The sequence below is a fragment of the Bradyrhizobium sp. 190 genome, assembly GCF_023073415.1.
Taxonomy (GTDB): Bacteria; Pseudomonadota; Alphaproteobacteria; order Rhizobiales; family Xanthobacteraceae; genus Bradyrhizobium.
Genome location: NZ_JADPJL010000041.1, coordinates 30,635 through 50,692, shown reverse-complemented (window position 1 = coordinate 50,692; position 20,058 = coordinate 30,635). Strand labels below are relative to the sequence as shown.

18 protein-coding genes are annotated in these 20,058 nt (G+C 61.5%); 12 read left to right on the top strand and 6 right to left on the bottom strand.

The genetic code is table 11. The annotated features are described in order from the left end of the window. Positions 1-59 precede the first annotated feature (59 nt). The 5 genes from IVB22_RS23910 to IVB22_RS23890 form a co-directional block, all read right to left on the bottom strand. A complete protein-coding gene (locus IVB22_RS23910) occupies positions 60-1,622 on the bottom strand; it encodes a bifunctional 3-(3-hydroxy-phenyl)propionate/3-hydroxycinnamic acid hydroxylase (protein WP_247519703.1) in 1,563 nt (520 codons plus the stop codon). Between the two features lie 170 nt (positions 1,623-1,792). After that, positions 1,793-2,329, bottom strand: coding sequence for a cupin domain-containing protein (locus tag IVB22_RS23905; RefSeq protein ID WP_247519702.1), 537 nt, complete (start codon positions 2,327-2,329; stop codon positions 1,793-1,795). 23 nt (positions 2,330-2,352) lie between these two features. Continuing rightward, on the bottom strand, positions 2,353-3,468 hold the full coding sequence (locus IVB22_RS23900; RefSeq protein WP_247519701.1) for an alcohol dehydrogenase catalytic domain-containing protein: 1,116 nt from the start codon (positions 3,466-3,468) through the stop codon (positions 2,353-2,355). A 194-nt stretch (positions 3,469-3,662) separates the two neighbouring features. Further along, entirely contained in the window at positions 3,663-4,394 is a 732-nt protein-coding gene (locus IVB22_RS23895) for a GntR family transcriptional regulator (protein WP_247519700.1), read from the bottom strand. 218 nt (positions 4,395-4,612) lie between these two features. Further along, the gene (locus tag IVB22_RS23890; protein WP_247519699.1) at positions 4,613-5,809 is read right to left on the bottom strand and encodes an acyl-CoA dehydrogenase; all 1,197 of its coding nucleotides are present in this window, start codon (positions 5,807-5,809) and stop codon (positions 4,613-4,615) included. Positions 5,810-5,980: 171 nt separating this feature from the next. On the opposite strand from IVB22_RS23890, the gene IVB22_RS23885 reads away from it, so the two are divergent. From IVB22_RS23885 to IVB22_RS23830, 12 genes are all read left to right on the top strand, one after another. After that, positions 5,981-6,883 (top strand): VOC family protein, encoded by a 903-nt coding sequence (locus IVB22_RS23885; RefSeq protein WP_247519698.1) that lies wholly within the window; start codon positions 5,981-5,983, stop codon positions 6,881-6,883. A 77-nt stretch (positions 6,884-6,960) separates the two neighbouring features. Further along, positions 6,961-7,842 carry an alpha/beta hydrolase gene (locus tag IVB22_RS23880; RefSeq protein ID WP_247519737.1) on the top strand — a complete coding sequence of 294 codons (882 nt, stop codon included), beginning with the start codon at positions 6,961-6,963 and terminating at the stop codon, positions 7,840-7,842. A gap of 2 nt (positions 7,843-7,844) precedes the next feature. After that, positions 7,845-8,894 carry an Ldh family oxidoreductase gene (locus IVB22_RS23875; protein WP_247519697.1) on the top strand — a complete coding sequence of 350 codons (1,050 nt, stop codon included), beginning with the start codon at positions 7,845-7,847 and terminating at the stop codon, positions 8,892-8,894. Between the two features lie 22 nt (positions 8,895-8,916). Continuing rightward, positions 8,917-9,777, top strand: a complete 861-nt coding sequence (locus IVB22_RS23870) for a fumarylacetoacetate hydrolase family protein (protein WP_247519696.1) — start codon at positions 8,917-8,919, stop codon at positions 9,775-9,777. A gap of 118 nt (positions 9,778-9,895) precedes the next feature. Further along, positions 9,896-10,888: a tripartite tricarboxylate transporter substrate binding protein gene (locus tag IVB22_RS23865; protein ID WP_247519695.1), complete on the top strand. Its 993-nt coding sequence runs from the start codon at positions 9,896-9,898 to the stop codon at positions 10,886-10,888. 354 nt (positions 10,889-11,242) lie between these two features. Then, positions 11,243-12,442, top strand: coding sequence for an amino acid ABC transporter substrate-binding protein (locus IVB22_RS23860; RefSeq protein WP_247519694.1), 1,200 nt, complete (start codon positions 11,243-11,245; stop codon positions 12,440-12,442). A gap of 66 nt (positions 12,443-12,508) precedes the next feature. Further along, a complete protein-coding gene (locus IVB22_RS23855) occupies positions 12,509-13,375 on the top strand; it encodes a branched-chain amino acid ABC transporter permease (RefSeq protein WP_247519693.1) in 867 nt (288 codons plus the stop codon). Further along, positions 13,372-14,358, top strand: coding sequence for a branched-chain amino acid ABC transporter permease (locus IVB22_RS23850; RefSeq protein ID WP_247519692.1), 987 nt, complete (start codon positions 13,372-13,374; stop codon positions 14,356-14,358). The genes IVB22_RS23855 and IVB22_RS23850 overlap by 4 nt, the downstream gene beginning before the upstream one ends. Next, positions 14,355-15,089, top strand: coding sequence for an ABC transporter ATP-binding protein (locus tag IVB22_RS23845; protein ID WP_247519691.1), 735 nt, complete (start codon positions 14,355-14,357; stop codon positions 15,087-15,089). The genes IVB22_RS23850 and IVB22_RS23845 overlap by 4 nt, the downstream gene beginning before the upstream one ends. Beyond that, entirely contained in the window at positions 15,082-15,819 is a 738-nt protein-coding gene (locus IVB22_RS23840) for an ABC transporter ATP-binding protein (RefSeq protein WP_247519690.1), read from the top strand. Before IVB22_RS23845 ends, IVB22_RS23840 begins: the two co-directional genes overlap by 8 nt. Before the next feature lie 483 nt (positions 15,820-16,302). Then, on the top strand, positions 16,303-17,478 hold the full coding sequence (gene cax, locus IVB22_RS23835; RefSeq protein WP_247519689.1) for a calcium/proton exchanger: 1,176 nt from the start codon (positions 16,303-16,305) through the stop codon (positions 17,476-17,478). Positions 17,479-17,703: 225 nt separating this feature from the next. Then, on the top strand, positions 17,704-17,907 hold the full coding sequence (locus IVB22_RS23830) for a hypothetical protein (RefSeq protein ID WP_247519688.1): 204 nt from the start codon (positions 17,704-17,706) through the stop codon (positions 17,905-17,907). A gap of 99 nt (positions 17,908-18,006) precedes the next feature. Here IVB22_RS23830 and IVB22_RS23825 read toward each other — a convergent pair whose 3' ends face one another. Beyond that, the gene (locus IVB22_RS23825) at positions 18,007-19,941 is read right to left on the bottom strand and encodes a HAMP domain-containing sensor histidine kinase (protein ID WP_247519687.1); all 1,935 of its coding nucleotides are present in this window, start codon (positions 19,939-19,941) and stop codon (positions 18,007-18,009) included. Positions 19,942-20,058 lie beyond the last annotated feature (117 nt).

Sequence of the window (20,058 nt, the reverse complement as noted above, 5' to 3'; positions counted from 1 at the left end):
CGAAAGAGAACGGCCATATGGCAACGCCAAGCATCCGCAGTGACGTAGAACTAGGCGGCTCAAGCAGCGAGGCCAGAGCGCAATTCGTGCAGTAGTCCTTCGGCCTGATGAACGTCCGCGGCGGTGCCGAACGCCACATGGTCGGGACGCACGAGAACGGCGCACGCGCCTCTTGCCGAAAGCCAGTTGGCAAGCAGGCCGTCTTCCTCCGTCAGCGACGCGCGCTCGGACGGGTTCTGCGCAATTCGATATGCGGCGACACCCATTTCCTGCGCTCGCCCGAGCAGTGCAGGCGGCGCATCGAAATCTCCGGCGAACAGAACAATGAACCCGCTGGGAAGCACGTCATCGAGGCGCGCGCGGCCGCCCGGACCGACGACCCAGGGCTGAGGACACGGCTCTCCGGCGCCCGGTGAAAGCGATCCGTTGGCGCCATGGCCGACAAGGCCGTGGCGGATCGGTGGAAACAGGTTCTGGCGGACCTGGACGCCTTGTCCGGCCGCCATCGCCTCAATCAGTTCGGCATCGCGTGTGCGCGCCTTTTCCGGATCCAGTTCGCAGATGACGCGACCGAGCCGCTTCGTGATTTCGATTATTTCTCGCACCAAAGGCCGGCGCTCTGCCTCGTAGGTATCCAGCAGGCGCTCCGAACCACCCCGAAGCGCATGTGCCAGCTTCCATGAAAGATTGGCGGTATCCTTGACGCCCTGCACCATGCCTTGCGCAAGAAAGGGCGGCATCATGTGGCAGGCGTCGCCCGCCAGAAAGACGTTGCCGATCCGCCATCTCTCGGCAACCAAAGCGTGGAAGGTGTAGGTAGCGGAACGCCACAGGCGCGCCTGATCCTGTCGCAGCCACGGGGAGAGTAGTTCCCAGATGCGTGTCTCGCGATTGACCTCGTCCGCGTTCTCACCCGGCAGGATCATGAACTCCCAGCGTCGCAGCCGTTCAGGCCCTACGACATAGGTGTGCGGTCGCGCCGGACTGCAGAACTGTATGTTCGTCTGTGGAAGCTGCGCATGTTCGTCCTCGACGATCATGTCCACTACGAGCCAAGGCTCGTGAAAATCGAGGTCCTCGAAGCCAATGTCGAAACTGCGACGGACGAAGCTGTTTCCGCCGTCGCACCCCACGACAAAACGCGGGGCTCGCCGAGCGATCTCGCCTGTCGCTTTATCCCTGAGCGTCAGAATTGGTTTATGCGGGTCTTTCAGCTCGACCAACTCAAGCCCGGTGCGCAGCGTGAGGTTAGGGAATCTTGTCGCATTTTCGCGCAGCACGCGCTCGAGCTGGGGCTGCAGGAATGTGAGATAGGGTGGCCACGCGAGTGGATACGGCTCCGGTGGGGATTCGAACCGCCGCAGCAGAACGCCCTGCGCAGAACGGTATTCAGAAGGGCGGTAGTCGCCGATCGTCTCCGCGAGAGCATCGGTCGCGCCGATGCTCTGAAAGATGCGCATCACCTCGTGGTCCATGCCGATTGCACGAGGAAGGCTGTAGACTTCGCTGGCCGCGTCCACGCCCTCGACCCTGATTCCCTGGGAAGCCAGCAGATTGCAGAGGGTGATGCCGACCGGTCCGAGCCCGACCACGACGACCTCCGGTGCATCGGCTGAAGACAATCGAACTCTCCCTTTTCTTTCGATAGAGATCGTTGCTGCACCGGTACGCGCGGTGCGGCCAGCGGCGGCGGAAAAAACCGCGACGATAATGGGAGCGCCGCCACAAGCCAGCGGCGACACCGCTCGCTTGCGGCCGGAGGCCCTGAATGTTTGGTCAGACGCTCAGGGCGTCACGCCGCGCCGGCACCCAACAGGACGAAGGCAAGCGTGGCGGGCTTGTCTCCCGGATTGCGCCAGGCATGGCGCGCGCCCTGCTGGACAACAGTATCCCCCTGCTTGAGCTGGACGGTTACACCATCGTCGAGCTCCAGCACGATCTCACCGTCGATCACGCAGGCATAGTCCACGGTTGGCGTGGTGTGCATGCCGGGATTTTCCATCTCGAAGGTCTCGGCGATTCCGGGCGCAGCCACGGCATGCTCGGGGCCGGCGAGCGCCGGGTTGAACTCCGGCGACATCATGACACGGTCCGGAGGGAAGGTGACGACGAGGAAGGTCGAGCCGCCCGGGCCCGGCAGCAGGCTGCTGCCGGGAATCGACATCGGATCCTTGCCGTCCGCCGGCAGCGACGGTTTGGCCATCCAGATCGGCGCAGAAACGAAGCCCGGAGTATGCTTGAGGGCCATCTCGCGAGGGGAAGTGCCATCGCTCACCACCACCGATTTTCCGGCGGCGTTCTTGGCCGTGACGACGCGTCTGAAGCTCATGTTTCCTCTCCTTCGGTGTTCGTTCAAGGATAGATGACGAAGTTGGAGAACCCGCCGTGGCGCTGCGCGATGCCGGAAATGGCCTCGTTCACTTCGGAGAGCTTGCGGCCTTGCGTTTCGAGCATCGACAGGTCCACCGCGCCTGCGGCAACGAGGTCGGCCATTTCCTGTCCTTCCTGCGTGGTAAACCAGGCGGAGCCATAGAGGCGCTGGTTGTGGTCCATCAGCCAATGAACGTCGATCGCGACCGGTCCCATGACCGCTCCGATATCCACCGCGATGCCACCGCGGCGCAGGCCGCGAAGGCCTTGAAGGAACGTCTCGTGCAAGGCGCCCGGCCCGAGACAATCCAGGAAGGCGTCTACGCCTTCACCGTCCGTATGCTTCATGACAAAATCGGTGACGCTGCCGTCGTCGATCGAGAACACCTCGATGCGCGAGGGCGCCAGCGCCTTGACGTCCTTCAGCAGCTTGCGGTCGCGGCCGGTGCCGAGGATCTTCTTGACGCCCATGGCCGGACCGAAGATCGCCGCGGCGATGCCGAGCGTGCCGCTGATGCCGTTGACGAGAATGGTATCGCCCGGACCGGCATTGGCCTTCTTCAGCGCCGAGTAAACCGTGCCGAGATAACCGAGCCGCGCCGCCTGTTCGTAGGTCATGTTGTCGGGGATCTTCACGATCGCGGAGGAGGGAGCGACGGTGTATTCGCTCAAACCTCCGATCGGATAATCGGCAAAGGTTTGCAGCGCATCTTCGCTAAAGCCGAAATAGCCCTGGAACGCATAGTGCTTGCAGGAGATGGAATCGCCACGCCTGCAATGACGGCAAGTGCCGCATGAGCGCCCGGGATTGATGTAGACGCGGTCGCCCGGTTTCAGCCCGTGTACCTGCCGGCCTACCGCGGCGATTTCGCCGGCCGGGTCGAGCCCGAACACCGCGGGAAGCGGCGGCTGCGGCATGTGGGGAAACCACGTTGGCCAGTTGGCGAGGATGTTGCCGAGATTCGGCACGATCCCGCAGGCCTTCACGCGAACCAGCACGTCCATATCACCCGGTTTGGGTGTCGGCAGTTTTTCCAGCTTCAACTCGCCGCCAACCGTGTGCATCCGGGCAGCGGTCATCGTTTCAGACACGACCATCTATTCCTCCCTTTTGTGACGTGAACGCAGGCTTGGCGCCGGCTGTCCCTCGCGCACTGTCGCACGAAATTTCGAAAATGCAATATCTTTTCGTAATATTATAGGCAACGCGATGCGACGCGGCGAGCGCGCAGCCGAGTTACCGTCAGAACGGCCTTACATCGATAGAAGGGAGTGGAGTGCTGCGCGCCGCGTTATTCGGCCGCGACGTGAGCGGCCCGGCTGTGACGTTCCTCGTCCGCTGCGACGAAGAGATGGCCAGCGTGTTTGATGACGTTTTCGGTGGTCTCGCGGATGTGCCGCTCGATCAGTTCCTGAGCTTTTGCCGCATCCCGTGCGATCACCGAATCCAGGATCATCTTGTGCTCGACATCCTTGTCGCGCCACTGCGGCCGGAACTGCGACGACATACGCCGGTAGCGGTGTGCGCGTTCGAAAAGCTTCTGGCGGATCTCCAAGAGATTGGGCGAACCGCAGGCTGCGACAAGCGAGAAATGAAAGTCGCCGTGAAGTTTGGCCCACTCTGCTGAAAGATAGTAATTGGAGCCGAGGCGGCTCTGGAGACGGTCCATCCGATGGAAAGCACCGATAATATCAGCCTCCCAATCGTCGTTACCATGCTTGATGGCAAGGGCGATGCATTCGCGCTCGACGAGTACGCGGACGTAGGTGAGGTCATTGAGGTCGTCAATCGACACCGGTGCGACCACAAAGCCGCGCTGATCCTCCGCGATCACCAGCCCTTCAGCCACGAGACGCGACAGTGCTTCCCGCAGCGTTGAGAAGCTGACGGCGTACATCTCGCGCAGACCCTCGAACCGAAGCTTCGCGCCGGGCTTGAGCGCGCAGCTGATAATGTCGGCGCGCATCCGCTGCAGCACGTCGGTCCCGCGGGTTTCTCCTGCCGGCTTGAGCCTGTCGCGCATTCACGTCGTCCTAAATTGCTGTCCGTCCACCACACTATGCTGATTTTCGAAAAAATCAAACCACGCCTGATGAATCGGCCAGGGCGAGGGGCCGTGGAACCCGATCTCTTGGCCTCTGTCGTGCCCGTACACGGTTATCCGCCTTCCGCCATCATCCGCCTTCCGCCACGATCCCGTGAATTTCCGGCACTTTCGTTCGCCTGGTCGGGCCTCCTTCATCAAAACAAGGCCTGCAATCCGGTCTGGGCCCGGCCGAGGATCAGCGCATGCACATCATGGGCGCCCTCATAGGTATTCACTGTTTCGAGGTTCAGCATGTGCCGCATCACGCAAAACTCGTCCGAGATGCCATTGCCGCCATGCATGTCGCGCGCGAGCCGCGCGATCTCGAGCGCCTTGCCGCAATTGTTGCGCTTGATCAGGCTGATCATTTCGGGCGCCATGCTTCCTTCATCGAAGAGTCTGCCGACGCGCAGCGCCGCTTGCAGCCCGAGCGCGATCTCCGTTTGCATATCGGCGAGCTTCTTCTGATAGAGCTGGGTATTGGCGAGAGGTCGTCCGAACTGCTTGCGATCAAGCCCGTATTGACGCGCGGCATGCCAGCAGGCTTCGGCCGCGCCCATCGCTCCCCAGGCAATTCCGTACCGCGCCCGGTTGAGACAGCCGAACGGTCCGGCCAGGCCTTCCGCGTCAGGCAGAAGCGCTTCTTCGTCCAATTCGACGCCGTCGAGAACGATTTCGCCGGTTACCGAAGCACGCAACGACAGTTTGCCTTCGATCTTCGGCGCCGAGAGGCCGGGCAGCCCTCGCTCCAGAACAAAGCCGCGAATCTTGCCGCCATGGGCGTCGGACTTCGCCCACACGACAAAGACATCCGCGATCGGAGCATTGGTGATCCAGATCTTCGCGCCGGTCAGCCGATAACCGCCCGCGGTCCTGGTTGCGCGTGTTTTCATGCTGCCGGGATCGGAGCCCGCGTCCGGTTCGGTTAGGCCGAAGCATCCGATCCATTCCCCGCTGGCGAGCCTGGGCAGATATTTGTGCCGCTGCGCCTCCGAGCCATAGGCATGGATCGGATACATGACCAGTGACGATTGCACCGACATCATCGAGCGGTAGCCACTGTCGATGCGTTCGACCTCGCGCGCGATGAGGCCGTAGGCGACGTAGGAGGCGCCGATGCCGCCATAGCTTTCGGGAATGGTCACGCCCAACAGGCCAAGATCGCCCATCTCACGAAAGATCGCCGGATCCGTGTTCTCGTCCCGAAAAGCCTTTCGGACACGCGACGCCAGACGCTCCTGCACGTAGGCGCGTGCCGTGTCGCGGATCATGCGTTCTTCCTCGCCAAGTTGTGCCTCGAGCAAGAAAGGATCCTCCCACGCGAACGGATTGCTGCCCTTTGCGCCTGCCATGTTTCTGATCTCCTCAAGTCCTCTGAAAGCTTTCGCCGGCATGTCGCCGGCCAAATCCGAGTCCGTCTTCTCACAAAATTTCGAAATTATCAATTTTAATCGAAAATGTGTTGCCTCCGTCGCTCCGATGAGGTAGCAGAATTCAAACATCTTGAAGTTTGGGAGGTGAAGATGCCGCATTTGGTGCATGCGATCGGGCATGTGAAAATCAACACCACCGTGACCGAGGCGGTGGTGCGGGAAGCAACCGAAATACTCGGATTGCACGTCACTTACTCAGACGAGCGCCAAACCTGGCTAAGCTCCAACGGGCGCGCGGCTGAGCTGGTGCTGCTCAGGTCGCATGAGAACTCGACACATACGATCGGGCTGGAAGCGCTCACCGTCGAAGCGGTCCGGGAGGCGGAGTCCCGGGTCGAGGGCGCCGGCTGCCGGATTCTTTCTCGCGAGCCGAGCCTCGAATGCATGGCCGCGGGCGTAACTTTCGCGACGCCGGAGGGGCTGCGTTTCGAGATCCATACGCCAACGCGTGACAAGCTTTATGCCCGACGGTACCCGACCCATGGAGTCGGACCGAATCGGATGGACCACCTCAACCTGACAACTCCTGATCCCGCTGCAACGCGCCGGCAGCTCGAGATCATCGGCGGCCTTCGTTTGTCGGAACGCATGGTCGACGACAGCTTGAGCTGGATGTATGGCGGCAACCGTCTGCATCACATCGTCGGTGTCGTTCGTGGCAAGTCGGGGCTGCATCACTACTCATTCGAGTTCAAGGAGTTCAATGACTACCTGAAGCTCGGCGACCTGCTCGATCGATTTGACAAGGAGATGCTTTGGGGGCCGGGCCGCCACCGGCCGGGTGACAATACCTATGCCTATTACACCGACTCCAGCGGAGCGATGATCGAATGCGCCGGCTCGATGGCGTCGATCGCGGACGATGAGGGTTTTGTTCCAAACGTCATCACCAACCTCGAGCGCCCCGGCAATGTGCGGTGCATGAATGTCTGGGGCACGCCGGCGCCGCTCGAGTGGCGCCAGCATCATTTTCCCTTTACCGCCATCAACTGACAGAAGGTCCGGGCACTTCGGTCTTCGCGCGCATGCGCGAACGCATACGGACGGCACAGCAGTACGAGGTTATGCCAATGCAAGAAAAGCTCACTTTCCGCTCTGACGGGCTCAAGCTTTCGGCCGTTCTCCATGTGCCGGATGCGAGAAAACCGGGCCAGCGACTGCCTGCGTTCATTGTCCTGCACGGCTTCGTCGGGTCGAAGGACGAATCCCACGCTGAGATTCAGGCGCAGATGCTCGAACAGATGGGCTACGTGGCGCTTCGTTTCGATTTCCGCTCCTGCGGCGAGAGCGAGGGCGAGCGGGCGCAAGTGCGCTGCTTCGATCAGGTGGCGGACGCCAAGAACGCACTGACGTTCCTCGCCGAGAGGGAAGAAGTCGATCCCAAGCGTATCGGCGTGGTCGGCCACAGCTTCGGTGCGGCGGTCTCCGTCTATGCGGCGGGTGTGGACGATCGTTTCGCCTGCGTGATCTCGTCCTGCGGCTGGGGTGATGGCGAGCGGAAATTCCGCGGTCAGCACCCGACGCCCGAAGCCTGGGCGAAGTTCACCTCCCTTCTGGAAAAGGGCCGCAGGCACCAGCAGGAAACCGGTAAGAGTATGTGGATCTCCCGCTTCGACGCCGTCCCGATCCCCGAACACCTGCGCAAGAATCTCTCCCCGAAGGCGATCATGGAGATTCCGGTGGAGACGGCATGGAGCATGTACAATTTCCGCGCCGACGATGTGGTGGGAAACATCGCTCCACGTCCGATACTTTTTCTGCATACCGCCAACGACACCATCACGCCGACGGAACAGTCGATCCGCATGTTCGAAAAGGCCGGCCTGCCGGCCGAGCTCATTTTGATCAGCGGCACGTCCCATTTCCCGCTCGCGCCCGAGGATGCACCGCGCACGAAGTCGATCATCAAAGGGTGGCTCGACAAGTTCTTTCCCTCGCCGCTGGGGGCCTGAGCGTGGGTGCGGCTTCGGATATGGTCGCGATCGGTTCTGATACACTGCAAGGCTTCGCGGCCGCGCTTCTCAGGGCAGGCGGATTTACGGCCGATCAGGCCGAACAGACGGCGGCGATGCTCGTGTGGGCCAATCTGCGCGGCGCCGACTCGCACGGCGTGCTGCGGATTCCCCGTTACGTCGAGATGGTGGAGCTCGGGCTGATCAATCCCGCCGCCGAACCGCGCCAGGTGTCGGGCAAGGGCGCGATAGCAGTAATCGACGCTCAACGCGCGCCGGGCGCGGTGGGAATGAACATTGCCGCACGAACGGCGACGAAACTCGCAGACGCCCACGGCATCGGCTGGTGCGCGGTTCGCTCCATCAGCCATGCCGGTGCGATCGGATACTACGCGCAACAGGTCGCCCAAGCGGGTAAAGTTGCCATCGTCATGACCGCTTCAAAGCCGCTGATGATCTATCATGGATCCAAGGCGGAAGGGGTGTCGACGAATCCAATCGCGATTGCCGCGCCCACCACCAATCCGGACCGCCCGCTGCTCCTTGACATGTCGACGGCATCGGTGGCGCTCGGGAAGATCATGGCCGCCAGGGATGCTGGTCGGGCAATTCCGGCGGGCTGGGGCGTCGATGAGAATGGGGAAGAGACGATGGACCCGCGCAAGGTGAAGGCGGTTCTGCCCATGGCCGGCGCCAAAGGGTCGGGCCTCTCTCTGATGATCGAGGTGCTCGCCAGCGTCCTGACGGGCAATCCCCTCATTGCCGTTGCACTTGCCGGAGGAAGCGATCCAGGCGGCAATGGCCTGGTTGCTGTGCTCGATCCCACGGCATTCGGAGAAGGCTTCCCTCTCGAAGTCGATCGCCTTGGCGCCGCCATCAACGGCTTGCCGCCGGCGACCGGATCGCAACGTGTTTATCTGCCGGGTGAACGTGGCTTCGAGGAGATGGAAAGACGGTCGCGCGCAGGCATTCCGCTCGTGCAGGGCACTCGGTCCCGGCTGCTCGCGCTCGCTTCGAAACTGCGAGTGGTGGCGCCCGAAGGCCTCGTTTAGTGATCACGAGTGAGATTGAACCATGAGACTGTTGTCGTTTTCCGAAGCCAACCGAGAAAGCTGGGGCGCGGTGGTGGGAGAGGCCGTGGTCGATCTCGGCAAGGTCCTGCCGCACTATCCAACGTTCGCGGATTTCATCGCGAGCGACGACTATGCCCGCCGCGACGAGCTCGTAGGCGCGGAAAAACCGGGTCCGAAGCTATCGCAGATCAAGTTCCTGCCAGTCATTCCACGGCCGGAGAAGATCGTTTGCGCCGTCCGCAACTATCTCGATCACCACAACGAGGCGCTGGCTTCCGGCCTGAAACGCGAGTTGACCGAATATCCGCCGATCTTCCTGCGCGTCTGGCGCTCCCAGGTCGGCCACGACGAGCCGGTAATCCGGCCGAAGGTCTCGGACCATCTCGATTGGGAAGGCGAGCTTGCGGTGGTGATCGGGAAGGCTGGCCGTCACATCAGCCAGGCCGATGCCTGGGCGCACGTCGCCGGCTACTCGATCTTCAACGATGTCAGCGTGCGCGACTGGCAGCGGCATGCTCAGCAGATTGCTTCGGGCAAGAACTTCGTCGGTACCGGCCCGTTCGGGCCGTGGCTGGTGACGCCGGAGGAGATCGGCGATCCGACGAAGCTCAAGGTCGAGACGAGGGTCAATGGAACAGTGATGCAGTCGGCCGACACTTCGATGCTGATCTTCTCGATCCCGCGGCTGATCGAATACTGCTCGACCATCTTCGACCTCGTGCCGGGCGACGTTATCGCGACCGGCACGCCCGCCGGCGTCGGATTCGCGCGCAAGCCGCCGGTCTTCCTCAAGCCCGGCGATGTGGTCGAAGTGGAGATCGAGAACATCGGCGTGCTGCGAAACCGCGTTATCGACGAGTGAGGTGCGGTCGTCGCGACGTGCCTTTCTCAAATGTTTTCGCCGGAACGCAGGGCGAGACGAAGTCGCCTTGAACGCGCCGTTCGGCGCGAAAGTCGTAAAAGCAGGAGAGGGGAGGAGCATGATGATTGGGATGCCCAGGATTGCGCGATCGTTTGCGTTCATTGTTACAGGGCTGCTTGTGCTCGCACCCTCGGTGACATCAGCGCAGACTTATCCGAGTCGGCCGATACGCGTGCTGCACGGGTTTTCAGCCGGAGGTGCGGCCGATGCGCTCGCCCGCATTGTGTCCGACGGCCTTTCGAAGCGGTTGGGACAGCCGGTCGTCGTGGAAGCAAAACCTGGCGCCGGTGGAAACATCGCCGCCGCAACCGTCGCCAATGCGGCGCCCGACGGCTACACGCTGGGTCTCGTGACGGGGGCGCACGCAATCTCCGGCGCGCTTTACAAGACACTCGCCTACAATCCGACCGACAGCTTCGAGATGGTTTCGACGCTGGTCTACTACGCCCTCGTCATTGCCGTGCGGGCGGATTACCCGGCGAAGAATCTGCCGGATCTGATCGCGATGGCGAAGCAAAAGCCGAATGAGCTCAGCTTCGGGTCGGTCGGGTTTGGCAGCACTCATCATCTTGCGGGCGAACTCCTGAACACCACCGCCGGCATCAAGATGGTCCACATCCCTTATCGGGGCGATGCACCGAGCGTGACGTCGCTGCTTGGCGGGGACGTGCCGGTCATCGTTGGGACCACGGTGCTGCTGGCCGGGCAAATCGAAAGCGGCGCCATTCGCGGACTGGCCGTTACGTCGCCCGCCCGGACGCCGTTGCTGCCGAATGTGCCCTCGGCCGACGAAGCCGGGCTTAAAGGATACGATGTCCGGACCTGGGCCGGACTTGTCGTCCCGAAAGGCACGCCAGCCGACATCGTGAAAAGGCTGAACACCGAAGTCGCCTCGATGCTTGCCGATCCCGCGGTGAAGAAGGCATTGGAAACGGCGACAGGCGGCGAAGTGCGCGGCAGCACGCCCGAGGACATGCGGTTGCTCGTCCGATCTGAAATCACGAAATGGTCGAAGGTTATCGACGAGGCGAAAATCGCGCGCATCGAGTGACAAATCACCGCTGTCGAGGGAATTCCTGCCGACGTCCGCAGTGACCTTAATTCCTACGACAATGGACCGTTTCAGAGGAATGAATGCCTCGGTCAGGCCGCGACGTGGCAAGCGATTGCGGCTCAGGATGGTTCGCGTCGACATATCGCAGCCCTTCCTCCTGCAGCAGCTCGCGCATGTTGTTGATGTCCAGACCTAGCCCGCCGGCAGCGTAGCGGTGGTGGTGGCGACTGGGCTTGACGTTGGTTTCGAAAACAATAATAATATCGAAAATAAAAAATAATTTCGAAATATGCCCCAGGGATGGCGAATAGGGTTCGTGTCCTGCCGGTGGCGAGCAACAGGGAGGATTTGATGCTTAGACGGACATTCAACGCACTTGCGATTTCGGCCGCACTACTCACCGTCGGAGCGGGATTTGCGGCCGCCAACGAAACGCTGAAAATCGGTGTGAGCGCGTCCAAGACCGGGCCGCTGACGGCGGGCGCCACCGCCGTCTACTGGCCGAACGTCAAGCTCTGGGTTCACGACGTGAATCAGAAGGGCGGCATCAAGGTCGGCGACAAGCTGCTGAAGATCGATCTCGTCGAGTATGACGACAAGAGCGGTCCTGAAGAGGCGGTCAAGAACATCCAGCGGCTGGCGACCGTTGACAAGGTCGACTTCATCGTCGCGCCCTATACAACGGGCATCAACCTGGCGACGGCGCCGCTGATCTCGCGCTACGGATACCCGCAGCTCGTCGCCACCGGCAACGCCAACGAACTCGAGGCATTCGTCAAGCGCTGGCCGAACTCGTTCTGGTTGCTCGGCAAGGCATCGGATTTGTCCACCGGCATCGTCGCGACGCTGAAGACGTTGCGAGACAAGGGCCAGATCGGCAACAAGGTCGCGCTTGCTCACGTCGCCGAGGCGTTTGGTCTGGAGATGATTCAATCCGCCAAGCCCGCGTTCAAGGAGGCGGGATTCGACATCGTATACGAGACGTCATATCCGCTCGGGACGCAGGATCTGGCGCCGGTCATCAGCGGCGCAAAGGCTGCCAAGCCCGATGCCTTCGTCGCCTACTCGTATCCGCCCGACAGCTTTGCGCTTACCGAGCAGGCTCGAATCCAGGGCCTCAACGTCGATGCTTTCTATGTAGGCGTCGGTGGAGCCCTGAGCGGTTACTCCCAGCGCTTCGGCAAGCAGGTTGAAGGCGTGCTGGCGATGGGCGGCATCAACCCGGGTGACGAGGTCTACAAGGCCTATCGCGAGCGCCACAAGCAGGTTACCGGGCAGGACGCGGATTATTGGGCCAGCCCCGTGGTCTATTCCTCCCTCCAGATCCTCGAGCAGGCGATCGTGAAGGCCGGCAGCACGGATCGTGCCGCAGTCGTGAAGGCGATCTCGACCGGGACGTTCGAAACGGTCATCGGCAAGGTCTCGCTTCAAAACAACCTCATCGGCAGGGTCTGGACCGTTGGGCAGTGGAACAACGGCGTACTCCAGGGCGTCAACGGACTTGGGGTCGACGGCGCCAAGGCGCCGGTCAAGAAGCCGGCCTGGAATTGATCTGAAGACGGGGACAGGCGCGGAATTGCCTGCGCCTGTCTTCCGCTGACTTTCGGGACCTTTCACATGCAGATCATCGTCACGGGCACGCTGCTCGGCGGAACCTACGCGCTGATCGCGCTGGGGCTCACGCTGCAATATGGCGCTGCGCGCATCATGAATCTTGCCAATGGCGAGACGCTCGTTGCCGCGTGCTTCGTTTCGTTCTGGTTGTTCACTGCCACGGGGGTGAACCCTCTTCTCGGCATGGTGGTGATCGCGCCGATGGCTCTTGTAATAAACTGGCTGATCTACGCGTGGCTGCTGCGGCCGCTCGTCCGTCGCGCGAAGAACCGCGGCATGCTCGAAGTCGATTCGATCCTGGCGACCTTCGGGCTTCTGTTTCTGCTCCAGGGCCTGATGCTGCTTGGCTTCGGCGGAGCGTATTTCAGCTACAGGTTCCTGGCCGAGCCTTTCCTGATCTTGGGCGAGCCCTACGGGTTGAACCGCGTCGTGGCGTTCGTTGCGGCCGTGATCGTCGCGTCTCTGCTCTATCTCTTTCTGTACCACACCAGGCAAGGCACGGCGGTGCGTGCGGTTGCTGTCGACCCCGCATCGGCGCGACTCGTTGCTATCGATGTCGCCAGAACTGCAGCCTTCGCCTTCGCGCTTGGTGGCGCGCTGACGGCCTGCGGAGGAACGCTGCTCTCCACTTTCTACACGTTCAACGCCTCGATGGGCGTCATCTTCACCATGAAGGCGCTCATTATCGTCATCATGGGTGGGGTGGGCGACGTGCGCGGGGCGACGCTTGCGGCGCTGATTCTTGGCGTCACCGAGACGGCCGTAGCGAGCCTGATTGATCCAGGCCTGACGCTCGCTGCCAACTATGCGCTCTTCGTTCTGGTGCTGTTGTTCCGGCCCCAGGGCATACTGGGGAGGGCCTCCGCATGATGAGCCTGCGTCGCGACGAACTGGCGGTTGCGGGTAGCGGGATTGCCGCGGTTGGGCTGCTCTCGCTGCTGCCGCTCTTCAGTGACGGCTTTGCGCTCTCGTTTGGCGTAAACCTGATGCTCTATGTCGCGATGTGTACGGCGTGGGCGCTGTTCTCGGGCCCGACCCGTCTCGTGTCCCTGGCGAGCGCCGCTTTTTTTGGCGTGGGAACGTATTCTGTTGCGCTGGGTCTGGATTCCCTTCCGTTCCCCGTGCTCATCGCCATCGCCGCGCTCAGCTCCGCTGCGCTCGCGGGGCTGGTGGGCGCCGCGACCCTCAGATTATCCGGCGTTTATTTCGTGATTTTCACGCTCGGACTTGCCGAGCTGATCCGGCAGGTCGTGGCCTGGTCGCAATCGCGTTTCGCCCACAAAATGGGACTCTACGTCTTCACGGATTTCACCGAACGCGATCTCTACTGGATGCTGCTCGCGCTGACGACGCTGGTTTTTGGCGTGGGCTGGCTGATCAACCGGTCGCGCCTGGGCTTCGCGCTGCGGATCATCGGCGATGACGAAACAGTGGCGCGTCATGTCGGCATCGCAACAGCCCGCGCCAAGATCGTCTTGTTCATGACATCAGGTGCTTTCATCGGTGTCGCCGGCGCGATTGTTGCGCCGCGCTACGCCTACATCGAGCCGCAAGCTGCTTTCAATCCGATGATCTCCTTCCTCGTGGTGATTATGGCGCTGCTCGGCGGCACTCGCCGGCTGTGGGGACCGTTGGTCGGCGTCATTCCGTTCACCATCGTGATGGAGTTCATCACCGCCCGTTTTCCGAACCACAGTTCGGTCGTCATCGGGATTACGTTCCTGGCGATCGTCTATCTGTTGCCCGACGGGATAACAGGCCTCATCGAGGGCATGCGCGATCGGATCCGGCGCCGGACCGCGGCTGGGACCGGCATCGAGGCGCCCGACGCAATCGAGGAGAAGGCGGCATGAGTGCAGCAACCGTGCTCAGCGTTGCGCACGCGCGCAAGGCATTCGGCGGGCTGATCGCCGTCAACGATGTCAGCTTCGATGTCGGCGCGGGCGAACTCATCGGGCTCATCGGACCCAACGGTTCGGGCAAGACCACGATGCTCAATTTGATCTCGGGCGCGCTCCGGCCGACATCCGGCGAAATCAGGCTTGCCGGTACGCGCATTTCAGGACTTGCGCCGGAGAAGGTCGCGAGGATCGGTATCGCCCGAACCTTCCAGCTCGTGCGCGTCCTGCCTTCCATGACGGCGATCGAGAATGTGATGGCAGGCGCGGTGTTCGCGCGCAACCGCCTGTGGGGCCCGCCCGCCCGCGATTTCGCGGGTGGTCTCCTGGCCCGCGTCGGCCTGACCGGTCGCGAAAGCTCCCCGGTCGCGGACATGACCTATATCGACCAGAAGCGGGTGGAGCTGGCGCGCGCGCTCGCCGCCGATCCGCGACTGTTACTGCTCGACGAGTGGCTCGCCGGCCTTAACCCCTCCGAGCTTCTGATTGGCATCGATCTCATTCGCGACATCAGCCGGGAAGGGCGGACCATCATCATGGTCGAACATGTGATGGATGCGATCCGAACGCTGTGCAGCCGCTGCGTCGTCATGAATTCCGGCGTCAAGATCGCCGACGGGCCCGCTGCTTCTGTGCTGGCCGACCCGGATGTCATTCGCGCCTATCTTGGAGATGACGATGCTTGAGGTAAGCAATCTCGGTGTTCGCTATGGCCGCCACATGGCCTTGCAAGGCGTGTCGCTGCACGTCGGAAAAGGCGAAATTTCCGTCATGCTCGGTGCGAACGGCGCGGGTAAATCCAGCCTTCTGAAGGCGGTCGCCGGCATTGTGCCATCCGAGCCAGGAACCGAGATCCGCATGAACGGCCGCGTGATATCAGGGCTGGCGGCGCATCTGATCGTCGAGCATGGCATTGCGCTCGTTCCCGAGGGGCGCGGCGTATTCGGTGAACTTACCGTAGAGGAGAACCTGGCACTCGGCGCTTTCGCGAAGCGCGCGCGAGGAAGCGAGCAATCGACGCTCAGGCTTGTCCACGAGCTCTTCCCTCGCCTTGCCGAACGCAAGCGCCAGCAGGTACGCACGATGTCGGGCGGCGAGCAGCAAATGGTCGCGATCGGCCGCGCGCTCATGTCGATGCCTGACATCCTGATGCTGGATGAGCCCTCGCTCGGTCTGTCGCCGCTGCTTTCGAAGGAGTTGTTCAGATCGCTGAAGAAGATTGCCGCCAGCGGCTTCGGCATCCTGCTCGTCGAGCAGAACGCCCGGCTGAGCCTGAAAATAGCCGATCGCGGCTATCTGATCGAAAATGGAGCCATCGCAGGCGAGGACACCGCCCATAATCTTCGGCACAACCCTGCAGTCATCAACGCGTATCTGGGCGGCGGCGGCGCCGACCAAACGCCTGCGGTGTCGTAATTCAGGATTGACCCATGAAGCCCAGAGATCCCGTTCTCCCGGAAAAACTCCCTGTTAGCTGCGAGTTGGAGTGGAAATGGGTGCGATCAGCACCTGCGCCGCCCGCGCGGGAGTCCTGCTCGAACCGCGACATTTCCCCTTGGCCAGAACCGCCAGCTTCCGATCTTATCTGCTCCATCCTTTAGCGCGCTCCGTTCTCAAATCTTTCGAACAGGCGCAAACAGCTCTTCCAGCGACAAAAACGCAAGAACGGGCTTGCACACTGCAGCACCGAACCGCTTGCGGCGCGACCCTGCAGGCGCAGCCACCCTTGACCTGGATCAAATGGTCTATCGCAACAAGGGACAGTTTTGCGCTTTCGAATGCGCAGAGGCTGGAATGAATTCTTCAAGCGCGGTCCGGCGCTGCCGATATCCGGTTACGTGACCGCAAGCACTCATCAGGCCAGCACCATTGACTGCACCGGAAGGCGATGAGGCGTCCATGAATCCATTGCTCAAGGAAATCCAGCACAATCCCCTGTTATGGCTGCTGGCGTTCGTGCCCGTGCTGTTCGTCGCGCAAGGCATCAAGCCGGACGCGCACACGCTGCTCTTCGTGCTGTCGGTCCTGGCCATCCTGCCGCTCGCCGGACTGCTAAGTCACGCTACGGAATCTGTCGCGGCCAAGACAGGCGACAGCGTTGGAGGCCTGCTCAATGCCACGCTTGGAAACCTGACGGAGCTCGTCATCGCGCTAACCGCGCTGCACGCCGGGCAATATACGCTCGTGAAGGCATCGATCGCCGGAGCGATCGTCACCAACACGTTGTTCATGCTCGGCATGTCATTTCTGCTCGGCGGGCTGAAGCACCATGTGCAGGAATATGACAGGGGCAGCGCCCGGCTGCAGGCGAGCCTGCTTTTCCTGGCGACGATCGCGATCCTGATTCCCTCAGCAGTCTCCGTAGCAGATTCTGCGGCCGGATCGGAGTTTACCGAGAAGTTGAGCATCGGCCTGTCCGTGTTGCTCATCGTGGCCTATGGCCTGGGCCTGCTGTTCTCGTTGAGGACTCATCGCGAATTGTTTGGCGGGGCCGGCCACGCCGAGTCTGCCGAGACGCACTGGCCGATGGGGTTGGCCCTGGCGACGCTGGCCGGCGTCACCGTACTGGTCGCGCTGGTGAGCGAGATTTTCGTCGAGTCGGTGCAGCACGCCGCGCTGACGTTTGGAATGACGCCGGCCTTTGTCGGCTTCATCGTCGTTGCGCTGGTGGGCGGCGCTGCGGAAATGGCCTCGGCCTTTTCCGGCGCACGCAAAAACCGGCTGGACCTGAGCGTAGGCATTGCGCTGGGGAGTGCATCCCAGATAGCGCTTTTCGTGGCACCGGTATTGGTGCTGCTCAGCTACGTCATCGGGCCGGAGCCGATGAGCCTGCAATTCTGGCCGGGCGCGGTGGTCATGATGCTGATCGCGACCATGACCGCGTCGCTGGTGACCAACAGTGGCCGCTCGGCATGGTTTGGCGGGGTGCTCGTGCTGATGGTGTACCTGATATTTGCCATGACGCTTTACCTGCTGCCGCCCCGGACCCAAGGCGAAAGCAAACATGCATCGATCACAGCCACGACTCAGATCGAACATCGGCTGCGATATCCGAGCTTTTACGGGGCCGACTAGTGCTAGACCGAGCCCCATCCCGGTACGTTCCGCTCTGCCATTGCACACACCTGCGAGCGCCTGCTCCTGACTCAGATCAAGGGTATCCGAATAGCGATCACTTCGGTTTGCCGCTCAGCCAACGTCACCTGCCCGTTGGGACAATGACCATTGGGGCAATAGTCCGGGCAGGGCGTTCGCGTTAACTGATGCCAATGCATTTTGTCCCTCAGGCAGGGGGTGCCAATGGCGGGTCAGTGGGAGTTTGACTTACGCGCTACGCTGTGCCGACAACTCGCCCAGCGTGAACCGGAAAACCGGGCTCTTTGGATGGCCGAGGCGGAGAACTGGTCGCGCCTGTCGAAAGAGGGAAACCGCGGTGCCGCCGAAGAAAGAATTTGCTCCGGCATCGCGGCGAGTTTGCGGGTGCAGGCGGAGCGGACTTTTTGATTCCTGGCATCGTCAGGATCGTGCAATCGGGATCCGGACGTTCCCGGCCGATATCGCACGCCAGTTGTGCGATCCATCCCCGCACCGCCGGACCGAACGCTAGCCAACTGAAGGATGGCGGGAAATCGGCAACTTGATCCGGAACACCGCACCCCATCCGGGCTCGTTGCTCGCGGATATCTGACCATCGTGGGCTTCCACAATCGTCCGCGCAATGGATAGCCCCATGCCCATCCCTTTAGGCTTGCTGGTGACGAACGGCTCGAAGACCTCCTTCAGTCTGTCTTCGGGTATGCCCGGACCATGATCCGATACCGCCATCTCGGCAAATTTCTCGACGCGCGAGGTCCGGATGCTGATTGCCCGGTCGTCGCTGGGCGTGTCCGCCATCGCATCGATCGCATTGACGACCAGGTTAAGAATAACCTGCTGGAGCTGGACGCGATCGCCGACAATTGGGAGTGCAGCAGGCGAGATCATGCTACTCAATTTGACCTCTCGCCCGACGGCCAGTGCCGAAAGAAACTCGACTGTCTCCCGCACGAGCTCATTGAGGTCGATATGCTGCGGTTCGAAAGGTGCCTTTTTCAGCAGGCTGCGCATCCTCCGAATGACCTCGCTGGCGCGCCGGTCATCTCGCAGAATATCATCAACAATGTCTTTGAGCTCTTCGATGTCAGGGTGCGAAGACCGCAGCATTGACTGTGCCGTTTCGGCGTTCGTGAGAATCGATCCAAGCGGCTGGTTGATTTCATGGGCAATTGATGCGGTCAGCTCACCGGCCATCGAGAAGCGGTTGATGTGGGCAAGTTCCGCCATGCGCTGCCGCGACTGTACTTCGGCCATGCGGCGTCGACGATGCTCATGCAGCAGGATCGAGATAAGCCCGGCTTGTATCAGAACGACCGCACCAACGAATGCGATTTGCCAGGAGTACCGCTGCCATACGGATAGTTCGCGGAAATAGATTTCGCTGCCCGGGGGGAGACCACGCTCGCTAATGTCCCAACGCAGCATCTGCCGCCAGTCGAAGATTACCTTGTTGCTGGAGACTTCCGCCAGGTGTGCCGGCATCGCCGCGCCGGTCAGGAGCCGCAAAACCATCCTGGCTGTATCAGCACCATGCTTGGTGGTGCTGTAAAGGCTTCCCCCGACGATCCCGCGGCCAATGTATTGATCGAGAAAGCCATAGACGGGTACGCTTGCCGCCCCGGAAACACGTTCAACAACATCGTGCGGGACGAATGGCTGGCCGCTGCCGTCCTGAAACACTGTGATGATGAGGACGATGTCGCGTGAAGGCAATCGTGAAAGCTTCGCAAGAAGTTGTGGCAAAGACAGGTCCGAGAGGTAACTAAAGGAGACCCGGTTTTCGTATGGACGGAAATCATTTTGCGCCTGGGCGAGAAGCTCTTGGTCGAAATCTGAGGTTCCTGAAACAACCACTACTCGTTCGGTCTCGGGGTGGAGACGGAGCGCCAGCTCGAGTGTCGGCGCAAACTCTCTCTTGATCAGCACCCCGAACGTGTTGGGCGTCAGGGAGCGAGTACCCAGTTGTCCTCTATCCAGCCCGCAGAACACAATTGGTGTCTCCGGAAAGATCAGGTTTCCATACGCCATCAAGAAGTCGAGCGCCGGCGCCATGATGGCGACTGCGACATCGACCTTCTTGTCTGCATACTTTGCGCGGAGGAAGTCGCGCAGGAGCACCTTGTAGGAGTCTGAACTAAATCGGGACAGATCCATTGCTTCGCGATAGACCTCGATCGGGTCGGGGGAGTCGGACCTGAGCGTGTGGACGAATTCCGCTTCCAGGAGCGATAAGCCCGGCAGTTCGACGCGTTCGTCAAAAAGCAGAACGATATGCCGCGTTGCAGCCGACACCGGCGAACAGCCAGTGATCGTCATTAGAATGCTGATGACTGCTATCAGGAGGAAGGTGCGCAGTTCCGCGGCAGCGCGCGTCGCTGTCCTGGGTGCTGCGGCTGCCAACACTGGCAAGCAAATGCCGAGAGGCGCGCCAAATCCTCGCATGAACCCACCACTCGGATCGAGTGATCCGCGTCTGTTCATCGTACGCCCGCGCTGGACGGCTTCCCTATAACAGCACGATTTGGGATTTCGTGGAACTGCGCAGTCCAAGGCGTCCGC

Bases quoted from the DNA above. Each gene is read 5' to 3' on its own strand.
- IVB22_RS23905 (WP_247519702.1), bottom strand. From the start codon at position 2,329: ATGAGCTTCAGACGCGTCGTCACGGCCAAGAACGCCGCCGGAAAATCG.
- IVB22_RS23900 (WP_247519701.1), bottom strand. From the start codon at position 3,468: ATGGTCGTGTCTGAAACGATGACCGCTGCCCGGATGCACACGGTTGGC.
- IVB22_RS23895 (WP_247519700.1), bottom strand. From the start codon at position 4,394: ATGCGCGACAGGCTCAAGCCGGCAGGAGAAACCCGCGGGACCGACGTG.
- IVB22_RS23890 (WP_247519699.1), bottom strand. From the start codon at position 5,809: ATGGCAGGCGCAAAGGGCAGCAATCCGTTCGCGTGGGAGGATCCTTTC.
- IVB22_RS23885 (WP_247519698.1), top strand. From the start codon at position 5,981: ATGCCGCATTTGGTGCATGCGATCGGGCATGTGAAAATCAACACCACC.
- IVB22_RS23880 (WP_247519737.1), top strand. From the start codon at position 6,961: ATGCAAGAAAAGCTCACTTTCCGCTCTGACGGGCTCAAGCTTTCGGCC.
- IVB22_RS23870 (WP_247519696.1), top strand. From the start codon at position 8,917: ATGAGACTGTTGTCGTTTTCCGAAGCCAACCGAGAAAGCTGGGGCGCG.
- IVB22_RS23865 (WP_247519695.1), top strand. From the start codon at position 9,896: ATGATGATTGGGATGCCCAGGATTGCGCGATCGTTTGCGTTCATTGTT.
- IVB22_RS23860 (WP_247519694.1), top strand. From the start codon at position 11,243: ATGCTTAGACGGACATTCAACGCACTTGCGATTTCGGCCGCACTACTC.
- IVB22_RS23855 (WP_247519693.1), top strand. From the start codon at position 12,509: ATGCAGATCATCGTCACGGGCACGCTGCTCGGCGGAACCTACGCGCTG.
- IVB22_RS23850 (WP_247519692.1), top strand. From the start codon at position 13,372: ATGATGAGCCTGCGTCGCGACGAACTGGCGGTTGCGGGTAGCGGGATT.
- IVB22_RS23845 (WP_247519691.1), top strand. From the start codon at position 14,355: ATGAGTGCAGCAACCGTGCTCAGCGTTGCGCACGCGCGCAAGGCATTC.
- IVB22_RS23840 (WP_247519690.1), top strand. From the start codon at position 15,082: ATGCTTGAGGTAAGCAATCTCGGTGTTCGCTATGGCCGCCACATGGCC.
- cax (WP_247519689.1), top strand. From the start codon at position 16,303: ATGAATCCATTGCTCAAGGAAATCCAGCACAATCCCCTGTTATGGCTG.
- IVB22_RS23830 (WP_247519688.1), top strand. From the start codon at position 17,704: ATGGCGGGTCAGTGGGAGTTTGACTTACGCGCTACGCTGTGCCGACAA.
- IVB22_RS23825 (WP_247519687.1), bottom strand. From the start codon at position 19,941: ATGCGAGGATTTGGCGCGCCTCTCGGCATTTGCTTGCCAGTGTTGGCA.